The 16,563-nt window shown below is 51.3% G+C and carries 15 protein-coding genes and 1 riboswitch; of the genes, 6 read left to right on the top strand and 9 right to left on the bottom strand.

All coding sequences use genetic code 11. The features are described from left to right. Positions 1-45: 45 nt before the first annotated feature. Positions 46-1,698: a chaperonin GroEL gene (gene groL, locus PSE_RS07230; protein ID WP_008552213.1), complete on the top strand. Its 1,653-nt coding sequence runs from the start codon at positions 46-48 to the stop codon at positions 1,696-1,698. Between the two features lie 422 nt (positions 1,699-2,120). Then, complete coding sequence (locus PSE_RS07225) at positions 2,121-2,531, top strand: hypothetical protein (protein WP_041768096.1); 411 nt, start codon at positions 2,121-2,123, stop codon at positions 2,529-2,531. Between the two features lie 1,206 nt (positions 2,532-3,737). Here the strand turns inward: PSE_RS07225 and PSE_RS07215 are convergent. Then, positions 3,738-5,126, bottom strand: coding sequence for a sugar porter family MFS transporter (locus PSE_RS07215; RefSeq protein WP_014284254.1), 1,389 nt, complete (start codon positions 5,124-5,126; stop codon positions 3,738-3,740). Between the two features lie 283 nt (positions 5,127-5,409). Here PSE_RS07215 and PSE_RS07210 point away from each other — a divergent pair, with 283 nt between their 5' ends. Then, positions 5,410-5,877 carry an N-acetyltransferase gene (locus tag PSE_RS07210; protein ID WP_014284253.1) on the top strand — a complete coding sequence of 156 codons (468 nt, stop codon included), beginning with the start codon at positions 5,410-5,412 and terminating at the stop codon, positions 5,875-5,877. A 107-nt stretch (positions 5,878-5,984) separates the two neighbouring features. Beyond that, positions 5,985-6,614 carry a peptide-methionine (S)-S-oxide reductase MsrA gene (gene msrA, locus PSE_RS07205; protein ID WP_014284252.1) on the top strand — a complete coding sequence of 210 codons (630 nt, stop codon included), beginning with the start codon at positions 5,985-5,987 and terminating at the stop codon, positions 6,612-6,614. 59 nt (positions 6,615-6,673) lie between these two features. Here msrA and PSE_RS07200 read toward each other — a convergent pair whose 3' ends face one another. Continuing rightward, positions 6,674-7,918, bottom strand: coding sequence for a sorbosone dehydrogenase family protein (locus PSE_RS07200; protein ID WP_051125889.1), 1,245 nt, complete (start codon positions 7,916-7,918; stop codon positions 6,674-6,676). Positions 7,919-8,202: 284 nt separating this feature from the next. Further along, a riboswitch (SAM-I-IV-variant riboswitch) is annotated at positions 8,203-8,333 on the top strand. 47 nt (positions 8,334-8,380) lie between these two features. On the opposite strand from PSE_RS07200, the gene PSE_RS07195 reads away from it, so the two are divergent. Next, positions 8,381-8,761, top strand: a complete 381-nt coding sequence (locus PSE_RS07195) for a hypothetical protein (protein ID WP_148266102.1) — start codon at positions 8,381-8,383, stop codon at positions 8,759-8,761. A gap of 30 nt (positions 8,762-8,791) precedes the next feature. Here PSE_RS07195 and PSE_RS07190 read toward each other — a convergent pair whose 3' ends face one another. The 7 genes from PSE_RS07190 to PSE_RS07160 all read right to left on the bottom strand — a co-directional run bounded on the left by PSE_RS07190 (position 8,792) and on the right by PSE_RS07160 (position 14,782). After that, entirely contained in the window at positions 8,792-9,241 is a 450-nt protein-coding gene (locus PSE_RS07190) for a group III truncated hemoglobin (protein ID WP_244421365.1), read from the bottom strand. Between the two features lie 32 nt (positions 9,242-9,273). Further along, on the bottom strand, positions 9,274-9,702 hold the full coding sequence (locus tag PSE_RS07185) for an acyl-CoA thioesterase (RefSeq protein WP_014284248.1): 429 nt from the start codon (positions 9,700-9,702) through the stop codon (positions 9,274-9,276). 59 nt (positions 9,703-9,761) lie between these two features. Continuing rightward, positions 9,762-10,175, bottom strand: coding sequence for a group III truncated hemoglobin (locus PSE_RS07180; protein WP_008552085.1), 414 nt, complete (start codon positions 10,173-10,175; stop codon positions 9,762-9,764). Positions 10,176-10,255: 80 nt separating this feature from the next. Next, a complete protein-coding gene (locus tag PSE_RS07175; RefSeq protein WP_014284247.1) occupies positions 10,256-10,945 on the bottom strand; it encodes a Crp/Fnr family transcriptional regulator in 690 nt (229 codons plus the stop codon). 219 nt (positions 10,946-11,164) lie between these two features. Further along, positions 11,165-11,962, bottom strand: a complete 798-nt coding sequence (locus tag PSE_RS07170) for a ChbG/HpnK family deacetylase (protein ID WP_208982433.1) — start codon at positions 11,960-11,962, stop codon at positions 11,165-11,167. Positions 11,963-12,043: 81 nt separating this feature from the next. Further along, on the bottom strand, positions 12,044-13,549 hold the full coding sequence (locus PSE_RS07165; protein WP_014284246.1) for a glycosyltransferase family 39 protein: 1,506 nt from the start codon (positions 13,547-13,549) through the stop codon (positions 12,044-12,046). Between the two features lie 84 nt (positions 13,550-13,633). Next, positions 13,634-14,782 (bottom strand): glycosyltransferase family 2 protein, encoded by a 1,149-nt coding sequence (locus PSE_RS07160; RefSeq protein WP_014284245.1) that lies wholly within the window; start codon positions 14,780-14,782, stop codon positions 13,634-13,636. Between the two features lie 260 nt (positions 14,783-15,042). Between PSE_RS07160 and hisS the strand changes: the two genes are divergently transcribed. After that, positions 15,043-16,563 (top strand): histidine--tRNA ligase, encoded by a 1,521-nt coding sequence (gene hisS / locus PSE_RS07155; RefSeq protein ID WP_008552122.1) that lies wholly within the window; start codon positions 15,043-15,045, stop codon positions 16,561-16,563.

Below are 16,563 nucleotides of genomic sequence, written 5' to 3'. Positions count from 1 at the left end.
CCCTCGTTCCTTCTGTAATTACAAGAATTTAAGTGAGACAAACAAATGGCTGCAAAAGAAGTCAAGTTCGGTTCTGACGCTCGTGAGAAGATGCTTAAAGGCGTCGACATTCTTGCAAACGCTGTAAAAGTTACCCTCGGCCCTAAAGGTCGTAACGTTGTTCTGGATAAAGCATTCGGCGCACCACGCATCACCAAAGACGGTGTTTCTGTTGCGAAGGAAATCGAACTTGAAGATAAGTTCGAAAACATGGGCGCACAGATGGTGCGTGAAGTTGCTTCCAAAACCAACGACATCGCTGGTGACGGTACAACCACTGCTACTGTTCTGGCACAGGCTATCGTTAAAGAAGGTGCTAAGTTCGTTGCTGCTGGCATGAACCCAATGGACCTGAAGCGCGGCGTTGACATGGCAACTGCTGCTGCTGTTGCAGACCTGACTGCACGTTCCAAGACCATCTCTTCTTCTGACGAAGTTGCACAGGTTGGCACCATCTCCGCTAACGGCGACACTCAGATCGGTGCAGACATTGCTGAAGCAATGCAGCGCGTTGGCAACGAAGGTGTTATCACCGTTGAAGAAGCTAAGTCCCTTGAGACTGAGCTTGAAGTTGTTGAAGGTATGCAGTTCGACCGTGGTTACCTTTCTCCATACTTCGTCACCAACGCTGAAAAGATGATTGCTGACCTGGAAAAGCCACTCATTCTCCTGCACGAGAAGAAGCTTTCCAACCTGCAGCCAATGCTTCCAATCCTGGAAAGCGCTGTTCAGTCTTCCCGTCCACTGCTGATCATTGCAGAAGACGTTGAAGGTGAAGCACTTGCAACTCTCGTAGTGAACAAGCTGCGCGGTGGCCTGAAGATCGCTGCAGTTAAAGCTCCTGGCTTCGGTGACCGTCGTAAGGCAATGCTCGAAGACATCGCTATCCTGACTGGTGGTACCGTGATCTCTGAAGATCTGGGCATCAAGCTGGAAAACGTAACCATCGACATGCTCGGCACTGCAGACAAGGTGAACATCTCCAAAGAGAACACCACCATTGTTGACGGCGCTGGCGACAAAGCTGACATCGAAGCACGCGTTGCTCAGATCAAAGCTCAGATCGAAGAAACCTCTTCCGACTACGACCGTGAAAAGCTGCAGGAACGTCTTGCTAAGCTTGCTGGTGGTGTTGCAGTTATCCGCGTTGGCGGTGCAACCGAAGTAGAAGTTAAAGAGAAAAAAGACCGCATCGACGACGCTCTGAACGCGACCCGCGCTGCTGTTGAAGAAGGTATCGTACCAGGTGGTGGTACTGCTCTGCTGCGCGCTAAAGCTGCTGTTGAGAAAGTATCTTCCGAGAACGTTGACATTGAAGCTGGTATCAAGATCGTTCTGCGCGCTCTTGAAGCTCCACTGCGCCAGATCGCTGAAAACTCCGGCGTTGAAGGTTCCATCGTTGTTGGCAAGATCCAGGACAACATTGCTGATGAGACCTTCGGTTTCAACGCTCAGTCTGAAGAATACGTCAACATGATCGAAGCTGGTATCATCGACCCAACTAAGGTTGTTCGTACCGCTCTTCAGGACGCAGCATCCGTTTCCGGCCTGCTGATCACCACTGAAGCAATGGTTGCTGAACTTCCTAAGAAAGACGCTGGCCCAGCAATGCCTCCAATGGACGGCGGCATGGGCGGCATGGGTGGCATGGGCTTCTAAGCCAATCCCTCATAAGTCTATGAGAATTAGGGCGTCCCTCGGGGCGCCCTTTTTTGTTGCTTACACTCGCTCCAACTCACCTAACAAACGGCAAGGTATGCAATCATTTAAATCGACTTTCCCCAAGCAAACTATATTGAAAGGCCAAATCATCCTCTACAAATGGGGTCTTATTTCCATTCAGACTAGAGTTCAGCAAAAGCGTAAGGAATGTGCGAATAGCTTTGCACGGGACGTCTCGTACCTATGATAGTTAAGTGGATGATGTGCACAACTTTAGGACATTTCTTGAAGCAGAATAACAACTAGAAGTATACATATATAAGTTAATGCAATTAAATATACAGATCGGCAGTCAGCCCTCTCGTCGCAGGTAGCCTGATGTTTTGTAGTACTACTTTTCTCTGAGGTTTGGAATTTCCATGCAAATGCCTAACTCTATTAAATTATTTGAAAAACTCATTATATGGTCACTTGTCATTGGGATCATTAGCGGCCTTTTTTTCCCGCTTCAGCCTTTTCCAGCTGAAGCAACTCCCTTATTAATATTTGGCGGCTTATTGTTCCTTTTGGGCTTTGAAATAGGACTAATGTTGCTGGTAAGTAGGCTGCGTAGCGTCATCGCAAAATGGATCTGGATCATCTTGCAAGTGTTGGCTGTAGCGCTTTTTATCTATGACCTGCCTACCAATGATTATTCTAACCCGTCTACTTTTGCTCAATTTATTGTTACAGCTATGGGCATATATGGCACGATCCTGCTATTTACTGCTGATAGTGAAGAGTGGTTTCTAAGTAAGCAGCGCGAAAAGCTTCAACGCTTACTTCGGTAACTTGTGTGCGGTAAACTCGTTGCAGACGCAACAGGCTATCTTGTAACGCATGCCCTAACGTTTGGGCGTCGTACTTTTTGTCTGAGGATCAGAAATTTTATAGTAATGCCTAACTCTATTAAGTTATTTGAAAAGCTCACCATATGGTCACTGGTCCTCGGCAGTATTAGCAGTCTTTTTGTCCCAGTTGAGGCTCCAGTCGAAGTTTCTGCAGGATTTGTGCTCATAGCCGTACTCGTTTTTTTTGGCTTATACATCGGTTTGATGTTGTTGGTGAGCAGACAGCGTAGCGTAATCGCAAAATGGATTTGGATCATTTTACACGTGTGGATTACGATCAGAGTGATCATTGATATACCAACTGACAACCACTCTTACCTTTCCGCCATTATCACTTTTGTAACAACTCTTATGAGCCTTTATGGCATTATCTTACTCTTTTCTTCTGACAGTAAAGAATGGTTTATAAGCAAGCAACGCGAGAAGCTACAACGCTTACTTCGATAGGCTTTGAAGTGAATGTAGTGAGCATATAGAATTCTGATCTGCGGGTTGCATGGTTAGATATTGGAGCCTTAATTTAGTTTAACCAAATTTGTCATCGGTGTTTGTTATCCAATCATCAGGAGATCTCAATTCAACTTGAATTGAGGTTTGTTTGCCCACTTAAACAGATTGGTTCGTAAGTGAAATTCTTATCCCCCTCCTCTCAGGCTCCTGCATACTTAGCTCATGTTCACGTAAACGGGCAGCTGGCGGACCGACCGTCAGTGCGGCGTGGGCTGGGCGGGGCTACCGGGTGAAGTAACGCATCATCTGGCGGGTCCGTTGAAACACCCCTTGAAAGTCTTTAGTGCAGGGACCAAGCGGAAGCTGGTCACCCGATGGGCGTCTACACTGGCAGCTGCAGCTGTCACGGACAGGTCAAACTGTTCCGGATAGCAACTGCTCAGAGGGGGAGGTTCTGATCAAAGCCTTGTGCTTTGTGAGGGCTGATCCTGATGGGTAGGCACCTGCTCCCAATGCCTTTCGGTGGAGACCTTGTTTCATGCAAAAACGCCCGGGCAAGGCGAGCAGCCAATGCCGAAGAAACTTATTTAATTACAATGCGCAGGCACTGCCTGCTCGCCTTGCTCACCCCGTTCTTCGGGATCTTAGCTTCCCCGCTGCATGACAGGTCATGCGGTGCTTTTGGTGCTTGTTGTTTTATTCTCCTGCCACAGAGCCCTCAGCGGACGTTCCTCCGCGTTTATGGAACAAGTCGTAGATATCCTCGAGTGAGACGCCTTTGGTCTCTGGTGCGCGGCGTACGGCGTACACAGTGCCAATACAGCAGCAGATGCCGAAGAAGAGGAAGATCTCTGTGATGGAGAAGAGCTGGTTGAACTTGGGGAAGACAAACACCACCAGGAAGGTGAAGACCCAGTTCACCGTCACCGCAACGACCATTCCCTTAGCCCTCAGGTAATTCGGGAAGACTTCTGACATGTAGACCCACGGCAATGGGCCCATGGAGAGGGAGTATGAGATTACATAGAGGCACAGACCGGTGACGGAGAGAGCTGTGCCGATGCCATCGCCCATGATGAAACCGCCAACGATCAGGAACTGGGAGAAGGCGCAGGCGGGTAAGCCGTAGACCATGAGTGGGCGGCGACCGACACGGTCAATCAGGAGCAGGCTGGCAGCAGCGGCCAGCGCCAACGCAGAGCCGAGCCCGACAGTGGCAGACAGACGGCTTGCCTCAGCTGAAAAGCCGAGGTCGCCGAACAGTTCGGGAGCGTAAAGGATGACTGCGTTGATGCCGCTGAGCTGCTGGAACAGGAAGGTGAAGACGCAGAAACTGGTAATGGGGCGATTACGCGGGTTTATGAGATCCAGCCAGCCCCCCTTTTGGTCTGCGACTTCAGCGAGATCCTCTTCGATGCGCTTGACGTTGCCTTTGACCCACTCGACGGTTCGATTTGGCTCGATCTTTTCAAAGACCGCTTCCGCCTCCTTTGAGCGGTTTGCCATGACGAGCCACCTCGGACTTTCTGGCGCACTCCAGATACCGAAAAGCAGCAGTGCGGCCGGAATTGCAGAAAGGAGGAACATGAACTGCCAGCGGTTGATGATTTCAGCGGTGTAGCCGAGATCCAACGTAACCAGATTGGTGAGGTAACCGATCAACACGCCGAAGGAGATCATGAACTGAAACGCGCCAAGCATTCGGCCCCTGATTTTGCGCGGTGCGATCTCGGAGACGTATTGCGGGCCAGCCATGGAGGACAGGCCGATCCCCATGCCAATGAGAGAACGAGCGAATGTGAGGATGAAAAGGTCTTGCGCGACACCGGATAAGCCCGCGCCAGTGATGAAGAATAGGGCCGCGATCATGACCGTTGATCGCCTGCCGAACCTATCACTGAGGTAGGAACTCAAGTAAGCACCGATGAGACCACCAATGGACAAGGACGCGACCAACAGGCCTCCCCAATACGCAGAGAACGCAAACTCTGCTTTTATTGGCTGATACGCGCCGGCAATGACGCCCTCGTTGTAGCCATAGAGCAACCCACAGAGCACCGCGATACACGCCAGGAGGATAATCATGCGCAATCCTTTTCAAGAGTAACGCAGAGTATAGGTGATGGTCTCTAACCAACCGGAGGATTTGCAGCTCTGAATTGAATTGGTTTTAGAAAGGCCCCAATAACACTTCGCCACTTCACGGCAAGTTTGGGAGGCCAACAGGCAGATGACTGCTGCTGATCAGCGCCTGTTAGAAATCACAGTATTGCGCTTTGCGGTGTCTTTGCCTTCGATTAAGCTCAGTGATGCATGATCAGCGCAGGATATTTTGAAGCGCTCCCCTTTTTGCCAACCAGGACTTACCATGATTGTTCTTCAGGACTTCCCCGCCGACCGCTTTGATGAGTTTCAGATTATTTCCATCTCTGAATATGCGCAGGATCTGATGGCCAATCGCAAGATGGATGAGCAGGCTGCTCTAAAGAAAGCCAAGGAGAGTCTGGAGCAAGCTTTTCCAGCAGGCAAAAGCAATGAGCACAACAAGCTGCTGAGCATCCTCAACAAGACCAAAGGGCGTGAGGTTGAGGTTGGCTTTCTTTGGTACACGCTTCACGATGATGGCTCCGCGTTCATCATGGATTTTCTGGTGTACTCTGAACATCGCGGCAAAGGCTATGCCTCCAAGGCACTTCAGGTGCTGAAGACGATGTTTGAGGAACAGGGTCTTTCGCGGATCGGACTTCGTGTCGCCCCAGACAACCACGGCGCCATCCGCACTTATTACAAGGCGGGCTTTAACGTGACGGGATGGAACATGTCCTGCGAGCTGTAGTGCTCTCAAGACCTGACGTTTTGTTGATGTGACTTCATTTCCGTTGTGCTCTGGCGGCTGCTAGGGTTTTGGCAATTCCAATGCATGACCTGATTTAAGGATCTGAGATGATTGCACGCAAAGCTGCGAAAGCCCTTGCCGTTCTTCCTTTGCTTTATGCTGTGAGCCAGCCTGCCCACGCTGCGAAAACCGAAACTGCCATTTTTGCAGGCGGTTGCTTCTGGTGCATCGAGTCTGATTTCGACAAGATCGATGGCGTTCTTGAAACCACCTCTGGTTACACCGGTGGCCGTACCGAGAACCCGACCTACAAGCAGGTTTCAGCTGGTGGTACCGGCCATATTGAAGCGCTGGAAGTGAAGTTTGATCCGGCGAAGGTGTCTTACGAAGAGCTGCTGACTGCTTTCTGGCATTCTGTTGATCCAACAGACGCTGGTGGCCAGTTCTGCGATCGCGGTGAAAGCTATCAGACAACCATCTTTGCAACCTCCCCGGCTCAGCTGAAGAAAGCAAAGGCTTCCAAGAAGGCACTTGAGAAGTCCGGTGAAACGAACCGTCCGATTGTAACGCCTATCCGCACCGCGTCCACGTTCTACGACGCAGAGGACTATCATCAGAACTATTATGAAAAGAACCCGATCCGCTACAAGTACTACCGCTATCGCTGTGGTCGTGACCAGCGCGTGAAAGAGGTTTGGGGACCTAATGCCTACAAAGGTATCCCCGGAGAGCACTAAGGGCTTACGATAGAAGATGAGAAGACCAGAGGGATTCCTCTGGTCTTATTTGTTTTGGGCTACTTACCTTCGTAATACATGCGGTAGATGCCACCTGCGGAGTCATCTGAGATCAGCAGGGAGCCGTCGCCCAGTTCAACCACATCAACGGGGCGGCCCAGATAATCGCCACTGGCGTCGATCCAACCAGTTGCAACAATACTGGGTTCTCCAGCTTCTTCCTGCGCGTTGATTGGAACGAAGACCACGCGGGCGCCAATGGGCACGGAACGATCCCATGAGCCATGCTGCGCGATGAAGACGCCGCCTTTGTACTCATCAGGGAACATATCCCCCTGATAGAACGTCATACCAAGACTGGCTGCATGCGCATCCAGCTCGACTTCAGGATCGACCACACCGCTTGGTACTGGCTCATCGATGTAGTGCGGGGTTCTAACGGTTCCACCGCCATACCAAGGGAAGCCGTAGTTCTTGCCGGGTTCTGTGGCTTTGTTCAGCTCTTCAGGTGGAATGTCATCGCCCATGCCATCGACCTGATTGTCAGTGAACCAGAGGTTTCCGCTGTCTGGATGGAACTCCAGGCCTACGGAGTTTCTGATGCCAGTGGCGTAGACTTGGCGATCCATTCCATCGGTGGTGATGGAGATGATGCCACCGATGCCGAGACTGTCATAGAGCTTCAGCTTCATCTTGGGCGGTACGTTGTAGGGCTGTCCGAGAGAGATGTAGATGCGATCATCCGGTCCCCGATCGCAAACGCGGGCGGAGTGATTGTAGTTTTCTTCAGAAGGAGGAATAAGCATTCCCTGACCAACAAGCACCTTCACAGCAGGTTTGCCCTGTTTTTTGTTCTCCAAAGCATCTGGAAAGCTCAAAACGCGGTTTTGCTCGGCAAGGATCAGTGAGCCATCTTTGGTGAAGCAGACACCATTGGGGATGACAAAGGACTGATTTGGAGCAAACTGACGGACTTCAGCAGCTTTTTTGGTGTCTTCATCCTGCGTCACCACCCAGACTCGATCTGTGGTTGTGCCAACAAAAACAGTTTTACCATCTGGCGCGACTGCCATATGGCGCGCATCCGGTACAACGGCGTAAGGCTCTATGCGAAAGCCTGGAGGCATCACCACCACGCCAGTGTTGCGGGCTAGCGTTTTCTGGTCGTCGGTGTCCTGCTCGACATACTCGGTGGCGACACCATCAACAGTTTCGGTTTTTGTTGCTGCTAATGAAGTGGTTAGCAGCAAAGCATAAGCGCACCCTGACAGGACTCCATAGAGAACAGGTTTCGTGGTGCACATGGGTTTTCCTCCATAACGGCCTAGAAATTTGACTGAGAAAAGTTATCGCATTATTCGGAATGTTCTGCTGAGTGAGCTGTCACTATGCGCTCATTCAAAGTCTGAGGAGAATACTCAGATATGACGGGAATTCGGTTTATAGAACCACAAAAATTGAAGATATTCACTTAGCGGAAGTTGCGTTTTGTGGTGCTAGAATACGACATAACGTAAGTTTGAAAGTGTGGACAAAGAACAAAGGAAAGGTGCCCACTTGCATTTGCCTCATTTTCGTGCCAAATCCTACGCATCATCAAGAGAAGGGCTGGCGCCCTCGCCAACCTGCCTAACCGGGCAAGGTGGTCTCCGCCGAAAGGGATGTGGTTTCGAACTGAGGACGTCGTCTTCATCATTCGTAACAACCAAGCGGTAGTTTCAATGGATTTTGCGCCAGTCCTCCTCGGGAAACCGATGGAGGATTTAATGTTTGATCTTGCTAGTCAGCCTCAGTCTGCATGGCAATCGTATGTATCTGAATATGTGCCTCAATCCTTGAGGGAAGCCGTCGCTCATCTTGCCGACGAGTTTACCGCTGGCTATCTGCTCGACTGTTTAATCTTAGAAAAAGGGCTGCGCAGCCGTCTGCTTTCCAACTCAACGCGTCAGGCCAACACTCCCCTCACCACAGAAGAGCGTTCTGATCGTTTTGCGGTTCTGCTGCGTTTGTGGGCTGAAGGGTGCCATACGGTCGTTGACGAGCGTTTGTTCGCTGATACTGTGCGCCGCCGTCCTGACGAGCTGGAAGCGCTGCGCGAATACTTCAGACAAAACGCGCTTCGCTCGAAAAAGAAATTCCCGAGCTAAGCAAGCTGATCCATAATCAGTAGATGATATTCAAGCTGCGCGCGTGCCAAACCTGGCAGGAGGCGTTGCGAACGGATCTGCAAACATTGCCAGCCAGAGGCTCTGAGCTATGCGCTGTGCAGTCGCCAGCAGAAGAGGAGCGGCTTCCGGAGAGAAGATCGCATGGACCTCTTCTTCAAACAGATCCATCCATTCATGAAAGTTCTCGGTGGTCACGCCTGTGATTTTTGCGTGAGCGGGAACTGGTTTGCCTTTGTATGATCCGGTCTTCAGCAAAACGGAGGCCCAGAAATGCTTCATCTTATGCAGATGCGGCCCCCAGTCTTCGCCCATTTCTTTTAGGAAGATCGGCCCCAGCGTCTCGTGCTGGCGTACTCTGCCATAAAAGCTCTCAACCAACAGGTTGATCTGTGCTGGTGTAATGGAAGGATCAAGCGGTGTCCGTTCACGCGCTGACATAACGGGAATTTTGGATGACACAGCTTGTTTCCTCTTCCTGACCAGAGAGCTGATTAAACGTTGTTGTACTTTGCACGCTGCTCTTCAGAGATCTCGATTGGCTTACCGTTATCATCCACGGCAACAAAGGTGAACTGAGCATTTGTCACCTTTTCGCGGTAACCAAAACGATGCCGCAATGCCCAGGCTTCGATTGCCAGCGTAATTGAGGTTCTGCCAACACGGAGGACACGGGAGTAAACACACATCACATCGCCGACTTTTACAGGGCGAATAAACGTCATACTGTCGATCGCAACAGTCACAACGCGCTCCATGGCGCACTGGCTTGCTGCAATACCGGCCGCAATATCCATTTGAGAGACAACCCAACCGCCGAAGATATCGCCAGATGCATTGGTGTCTGCCGGCATCGCCATTGTGCGCGTGGTCAGCTCACCTACTGGCTGCTCTTCTTCGACAGCGTCTCTTGTATCATTCATAGTTTTAAAGCTCCGTCGATCCATCAGAGGAAATGCTATGCATGGCGAAGCTCAACTACTCAAGAAGGGATCATCGCCATATGGAAGCAATCAACAACCTGGGTCGCACATTTCATGGTATTGGCCCGAGCGGTTTCAGCAACACATTCTTCGACGGCATTCTCGAATAAATTCAACCAGCTGGCAATATCATCACCGCATACCTGCTTTGCAGAACCACGATACTTGCCAATCGGGCGACCGGAGTAGCTCTGGTCTTTCATGAGAGCGGAGCACCAGAAACGAACGGCCTGCGCTTCATAGTCTTCCCAGTCGCATTTCATGTTGCTCTGGTAGACGTTTGCCAGTGTATCATTCTGACGAAGTTTTTCTGAATGATTGGCGACCAGCGCACGGACCTGATCGTGTGTCAGGTCAGGGTGAACTGGAGTGCATTCGTCTAGTGGGCGAATGTCAAAGTGCTGATAAGTCATCTCGGTGTTTCAGGAGCCTTGCAGGGACAAAGCTCATGCCCTTGTTGTTACTTTGGGTCACTTTTACTCAAATACCGAGTTTAAAGCTCTGCGGCAGCTCGTAGCACCTCTGGCTTTTCGAGGCAGTAATATCCAGAGAGGCGACTGATGACGCCCTCACGTTTCCAGACGTTGAGCACACGGCTCACGTTCTCACGGGCACCACCAGCCATATTGGCGATCTCTGCCTGAGAGATCTTGTAGTGCACTAGGATCTTATTGCTGTCGACTTTTTTGCCAAAGGTTTCAGAGAGTTGCAGCAGGGTTTGAGCAACGCGACCATTAAGCGGAAGGAAGGAACGAGCGGCAAGAGCATCGTTGGACCGGCGCAAGCGAGTCGCCACAATCTGCAGCATGTGGCGATACACAGCGGGGTTCTCATCCGCATAACGATAAAATGCAGCTTTGGAGATAAATGCAAGCTGACTCGGCTTCAGAGCAGTCACTGTGGCCGAACGTTCACTGCCATCAAGCAAGGCAATTTCACCAACCAGAGAGCCCTGCCCCAAAACGGCCAGCAGCTGTTCACTGCCATCCAGCGAAACAACGGAGACCTTCATGCTGCCTTCGATGATTGCGTAACATCCATTGCCCGGATCGCCAGCCTTGAAGAGAACTGCGCTAGATTTCAATGACATAGGCTGGGCAATTTCAGAGAGACCATGTGCATGCTCCTCTGCCAAACCCGATAGTGAAAAGCTGTTTTGAAGGAGTTCTTTGAACTTTGTCATCTTGCCACAAGGTCCTGACGCGCCGTTGATTCAGTTTTTTAGTTTAAGCTGCATCAATATAATTGATGATTTTAATTAGGTCTATCATGCGGCCATTTTGTGACCGAAGTCACAGAGATATTCTTTAGTTTTAGGCAAATTAGGGGTGTTCATAAATACCCCAACGTTTATGGCAAATTCAAAAGGAACGATCTCTTCAACCGCAGGGAGAGATCGTTCTTAGAACAAGAAGATATCTTTTTCCATCAAAAGAAACGGAAATTCCTCACTAATCAGGAACTTGAGTTGGTTTTCACGAGACGAGCTCTGACGCATGTTTTTCTTTTTGACGGGTTGCGCCTGTTCTTCCGGATAAGACGGGCGACACAAGATCATCGCGGAATCCTGAGCTTCATTGATTCCATGCCAGAAGAAATCCCGAAGATCCGTATCTTCATCAGCCATCGGTAGATCTGGCCCGGAGAAAATCGTCTCCAACCCTGCTTTGGTTGCGCGCTTTGCAATGGCATTGCCAGTTCTGGAAACTCCGGCAGGCAACACAAGCGCTGGCTCGCGGCCTGTCATCATGCTGAGTACTGTGATCAGCGCAGAATGCACGGCAGGATGTTTTGCCAGATTGCCCTGAATGGCGACAAAGGCCGGCGGACGGGCATAGACTTCCTCGAACAAGTCTACCTGTGCCGCAATCTCAGCTGCGATTGCCTCTTCGGGCAGCATCTTCATGGGACTGCGGATTGCGTACCACCAGTTTGCCGGGAAGACATCTCCAAACACTGTGCGGCCAAAGTCAGTCAATGGCGCAGCGGGCTTTGTGAGGGTCACCGTGAGGCCAACCATGGTTTCGTGCTCGGCCCAGGCCACAACATCACGGAGCTGATAGAACTCTCTTGACCACATCTCTCCGGTAACAACGCAACCGACGGCAGAGAGGCGGCCCGCGATAATCAAATCGCAGATCGCTCGATCAACTCCGTAGCTTTGCCCAAATTCCAGACTCGTCAAGAGGATGCGCTTCATCGCGCGGATCTCCCAATCCAAAAGGTTCAGGAGTACATTTAACAAAGCCTGCAATTTTAACGCAACGGAATCTCAGCCCTCTCAGTTGGATTTCAGGGGTTCTTTGGCTCCTGATAACCGATAGATCCGTACATTTTCAATAGCTGTTTTTCCGAATAATCCCTTATTCTCTCGGGGGATGGTCTCCAGCAGCTCAACCTGATTGAAGTTGCTTTTCAGCTTTTGAGAGCGATCTCTTCTTTCCTCGGTGACATAGAGCATGTCACTATTTTCAGGATTTTGGAGATTATCGGGAATCATTGCATAGCGCATTCGCTCAGGAATTCCGTAGACCTTAAGACCTGAAGTCTTGAGCGCGTTCGACATTTGGCCAGTCAAACCATAGCTGGTGGTTGCAACCCAATCGATGTCATTGGCCTTTGCCAGCCGTGCAACTTCATCTCCGATTTGCTGCCACCCACGCATCTGATGGGTTGGATCTTTTCGGCCAAGAGATGTGTTCAGCGCTGTGAACGCATGCACATAGACCAAGCCAGCCAGGACAACGCCAAGCCCCACAGCGGTTGGCGCCAGAGCCTTGAACCAACGGCCGACATTCGCAGGCGGATAAGCTGCTACGATACCCGCAAACAGAGCCAATGTCGGGTACATTGGCGCAGGCCAGTTGCCTTGCACTCGCGAATGAAGGGAATGGAAGAACAGGTAGATCAGAAACGGCAGGACTGTCAGCACCAACAGACTGGCGGCATTGTCCTGCTTCAGCATCAGGCGGATAACGCGCCATGCTCCAACCATTGCAATGATGAAGACCAACGGATTGAGCAAGCCAGCAACCGCGCCAATAAACTCACCGATGTATTTGATTGAGTAGCCTTCAGGAACTGACCGACCAAACTGCTTTACGAAGGAGATCCACTCGTGCTGGGAATTCCAGTAGAGCACCGGAGAGAAAATCGCGATTGCCAGCGCACCACCAAGCCAAAGCTGCCACGACAGCAGATATCTACGGTTTTCAGGAACCCAGATCAGCCAGAGGATGATGCCTGCACCCAGAAACAGCACGGAATACTTGGAGAGGAGACCCAGGCCAGCGAAGATACCGACTAGGATCCACCAGTTAGCGTTCTTCGAGACTGACAGTTCCGCCATGCCCCAAAGAGCAAGGCCCCAGAAGAAGACCGAGGGCGCATCTGGAGTGGCGAGGAGAGAACCAACGCCGATTAAAAGGCTGGCATTGAAGAAGAGGACTGTCCAGCCAGCGACGTGTACATCGTACAAGATCTTGGCTGTGCGCCAGAGGACAAGAGAACCGATGGCCGCGGATAAGATGCTGATGAACCGCACGCCCAGAGCCGTATCACCAAACAGTGCCTGACCGAGCCAGATCCAATAAGCCACCATTGGCGGGTGATCGTAGTACCCCAAAGCCGGGTACAGTCCCCACAAGCGGTAATAGGCTTCGTCCTCAACCAGATCCACATTCATGCCGGTCACTAACCGTGCCAGAGACAGGACGGCGACAATCAGAATGAGGTTGGTTGGGCGCAACCAAAAGCTCAGGGGCTTTCCTGCGGTGTTATCCTGCATCTACGTGCATTCCTCTGAGAGCATCTGTTTTGGTCGTCAGCTTATGGAGAAGCAAAGAACAGACTTTGCTTCTCGCAGATGAGGTTAGCCTTTGCGCCATGTGAGCGCGTTGGAAACGATGTAGTTCCAGACCGCGCCCATGATGGCACCTGCGGCACCAGCAAACCACCAGATTGGCTTGTTCGTGTAGATGAGTTCTGCCACACCAACGTTTGCCAAAATACCAAAGCTACAAATCACATAGAATGTGAACAGACCTTTGACCCACGCAAACCCCTTCAAACGGCGGTCGCGATAAGTCAGACGGTTGTTGAGGAAGAAGTTTGAGCTCATCGCAACGAAGGTCGCTATCAGCTGTGCAACGCCGAATGGCAGACCGAAGAGAGCTAGCAGGATCTTCAGGGCGATGAGGTGAACGACGACACCGGTTCCGCCAACCATGGAGTACATGAGGAAGCGAACAGAGATCGTGTCATTGAAGAGTTTGGAGACCAGCAGACCGAGGTAATCCATTGTTACCAGCGTATCGAGCTTGCTCTCGCCGTGCTGGCGTTCGCGGAAGACGAATGGGAGTTCCTTCACTCGCAGAGCGCCTTTTCCGCTGGCAACGATATCCAACATGATCTTGAAGCCCTGAGACGACAGGCGCGGTGCCAGTTCTACAAACCGGTCCCGGCGCAGCATGAAGAAGCCACTCATCGGGTCTGACAGTTCCACTTTGAGGAACTTGCGCGCCAGATTGTTGGCAAGGTTGGAGCCCCATGCGCGAACAGAGGACAGACCGGTTCCGACATCCCCACCTTCCACATGGCGGGAGGCCACGCAAATATCGTAGTTTTGAGAACGGAGCGCTTCCAACATCTTTGGCAGAAGGCTTTCATCGTGCTGAAGATCAGCATCCATCACAGCCACATACTTTGAGCTGGAGGCCAGCATGCCTTCGATACACGCACCGGACAAACCGCGACGACCAATACGCTGGATGATGCGCACACGTGGGTCTTTTTGCGCAATGTCTGCGGTAACTTGTGAGGTTCCATCTGGAGAATTGTCATCAACAACAATAACTTCCCAAGCTACGCCAGCGAGCGCTTTATCCAGCAGCTCAACTACGATCGGGACGTTTTTGCTCTCGTTATAGGTTGGCAGTACAACGGTTAGCTCTGCCGGTCCGGTGACGCGGGCATCAGATTTGCTGATTTCAGTTTGTTCACTATTGGTGTTTGACACCATGATTTCTCCAGTGTGCAGACCTTCCTTCTCATACTTGAGAGAATGGCCCTTCCATTTTTTCGGGCGACCTTAGCCGCTCTTGACGCTATTGCAAGTATTGATTGGGAAATTTGCGCCGGATTGCGTCCCCTTCGCGCCTTGCCCTCCCCTGCTCAATGGGCTAGGAGACTGACAACAGCATACTTACCTTAGAGTGTTCTGAAGAACTTCTAGGGGTAGCTTTTGCAACCACCTAATTATTTCATGGATGAGACGGCCTCATGGCAAAAAAGAAAAGTGCCAAGCTCAAAGCTCGTTTGCCGCGCGGATTTGTAGATCGCGGTCCAGCAGAACTGCTGGCAATGGAGCAGATGATCTCTGTTATCAAACAGACCTATGAGCTTTATGGCTTTGAGCCCGTGGAAACTCCAATGTTCGAGTACACTGATGCTCTCGGCAAGTTCTTGCCAGATCAGGATCGTCCGAACGCTGGTGTGTTTTCGCTACAAGATGATGACGAGCAATGGATGAGCCTGCGGTATGATCTGACCGCGCCCCTCGCCCGTCATGTGGCGGAAAATTTTGAAAGCCTGCCAAAGCCTTATCGCAGCTACCGTGCTGGATACGTATTCCGCAATGAGAAGCCTGGACCTGGCCGTTTCCGCCAGTTCATGCAGTTTGATGCTGACACGATTGGTGCGCCTTCTGTTTCTGCAGACGCTGAAATCTGCATGATGGCTTCTGACACCATGGAGCGTCTCGGCATCTCTCGCGGTGACTATGTGATCCGCGTGAACAACCGCAAGGTTCTGGACGGTGTGATGGAAGTTATCGGCCTTGCCGGTGATGAACATGCAGATACTCGTCTGACTGTTCTGCGCGCTGTCGACAAACTTGACCGCCTTGGTGTTGAAGGTGTGAAAGCGCTGCTTGGTGAAGGCCGCAAGGATGATTCCGGCGACTTTACGAAGGGTGCTGGCCTTGGTGACGCTGAAGCAGAAAAGGTGTTGGCCTTTGTGGAAGCTGGTGGAGAAACCACCGACCAGACCATCGAGAACCTTCGCAGTTTGATCGCAGACAGCAAAACCGGTGCTGAAGGCGTTGAAGAGCTGGCGACCATGGGCAAGCTGTTTGATGCAGCTGGCTACACCGATGGCCGTGTTCTAATCGACCCTTCTGTCGTACGTGGTCTTGAGTACTACACCGGCCCAGTTTACGAAGCCGAACTCACCTTTGAAGTGAAGGACGAGAAAGGTCGTCCTGTGCGCTTTGGTTCCGTGGGCGGTGGTGGCCGTTATGATGGTCTCGTTTCCCGCTTCATGAGCCAGCCTGTGCCTTCTACCGGCTTCTCTGTTGGTGTTTCCCGCCTGATGGCTGCGCTGACTACTCTTGGCAAGCTTGGTCAGGATGAGATTGCAGGCCCTGTGGTTGTGTGTGTGATGGACAAGGACATTGATTCCATTGCGCATTATCAGGCCATGGTTCAGGACCTGCGCACAGCGGGCATCCGTGCTGAGATGTACCAGGGCAACCCAAAACAGTTTGGTAAGCAGTTGCAGTACGCTGATAAGCGCAACTCACCTTGTGCCATCATTCAGGGCTCTCAGGAGCGTGAAGAAGGCGAAGTACAGATCAAAGATCTCATTGAAGGCAAACGCCTTTCTGCTGAGATTGAAGATAACAAAACCTGGCGCGAGAGCCGTCCTGCACAGTTTGCTGTGAAACGGGATGAGCTTGTTGCAGAAGTGAAGAAGCTTCTGGCTGCTCAGGAAGAAGATCGCAAAAACCAAAGCGAGAACTAA

It is taken from the genome of Pseudovibrio sp. FO-BEG1, assembly GCF_000236645.1.
Taxonomy (GTDB): Bacteria; Pseudomonadota; Alphaproteobacteria; order Rhizobiales; family Stappiaceae; genus Pseudovibrio.
The sequence above is the reverse complement of the archived record's forward strand: the minus strand, read 5'-3'. Positions and strand labels throughout refer to the sequence as shown.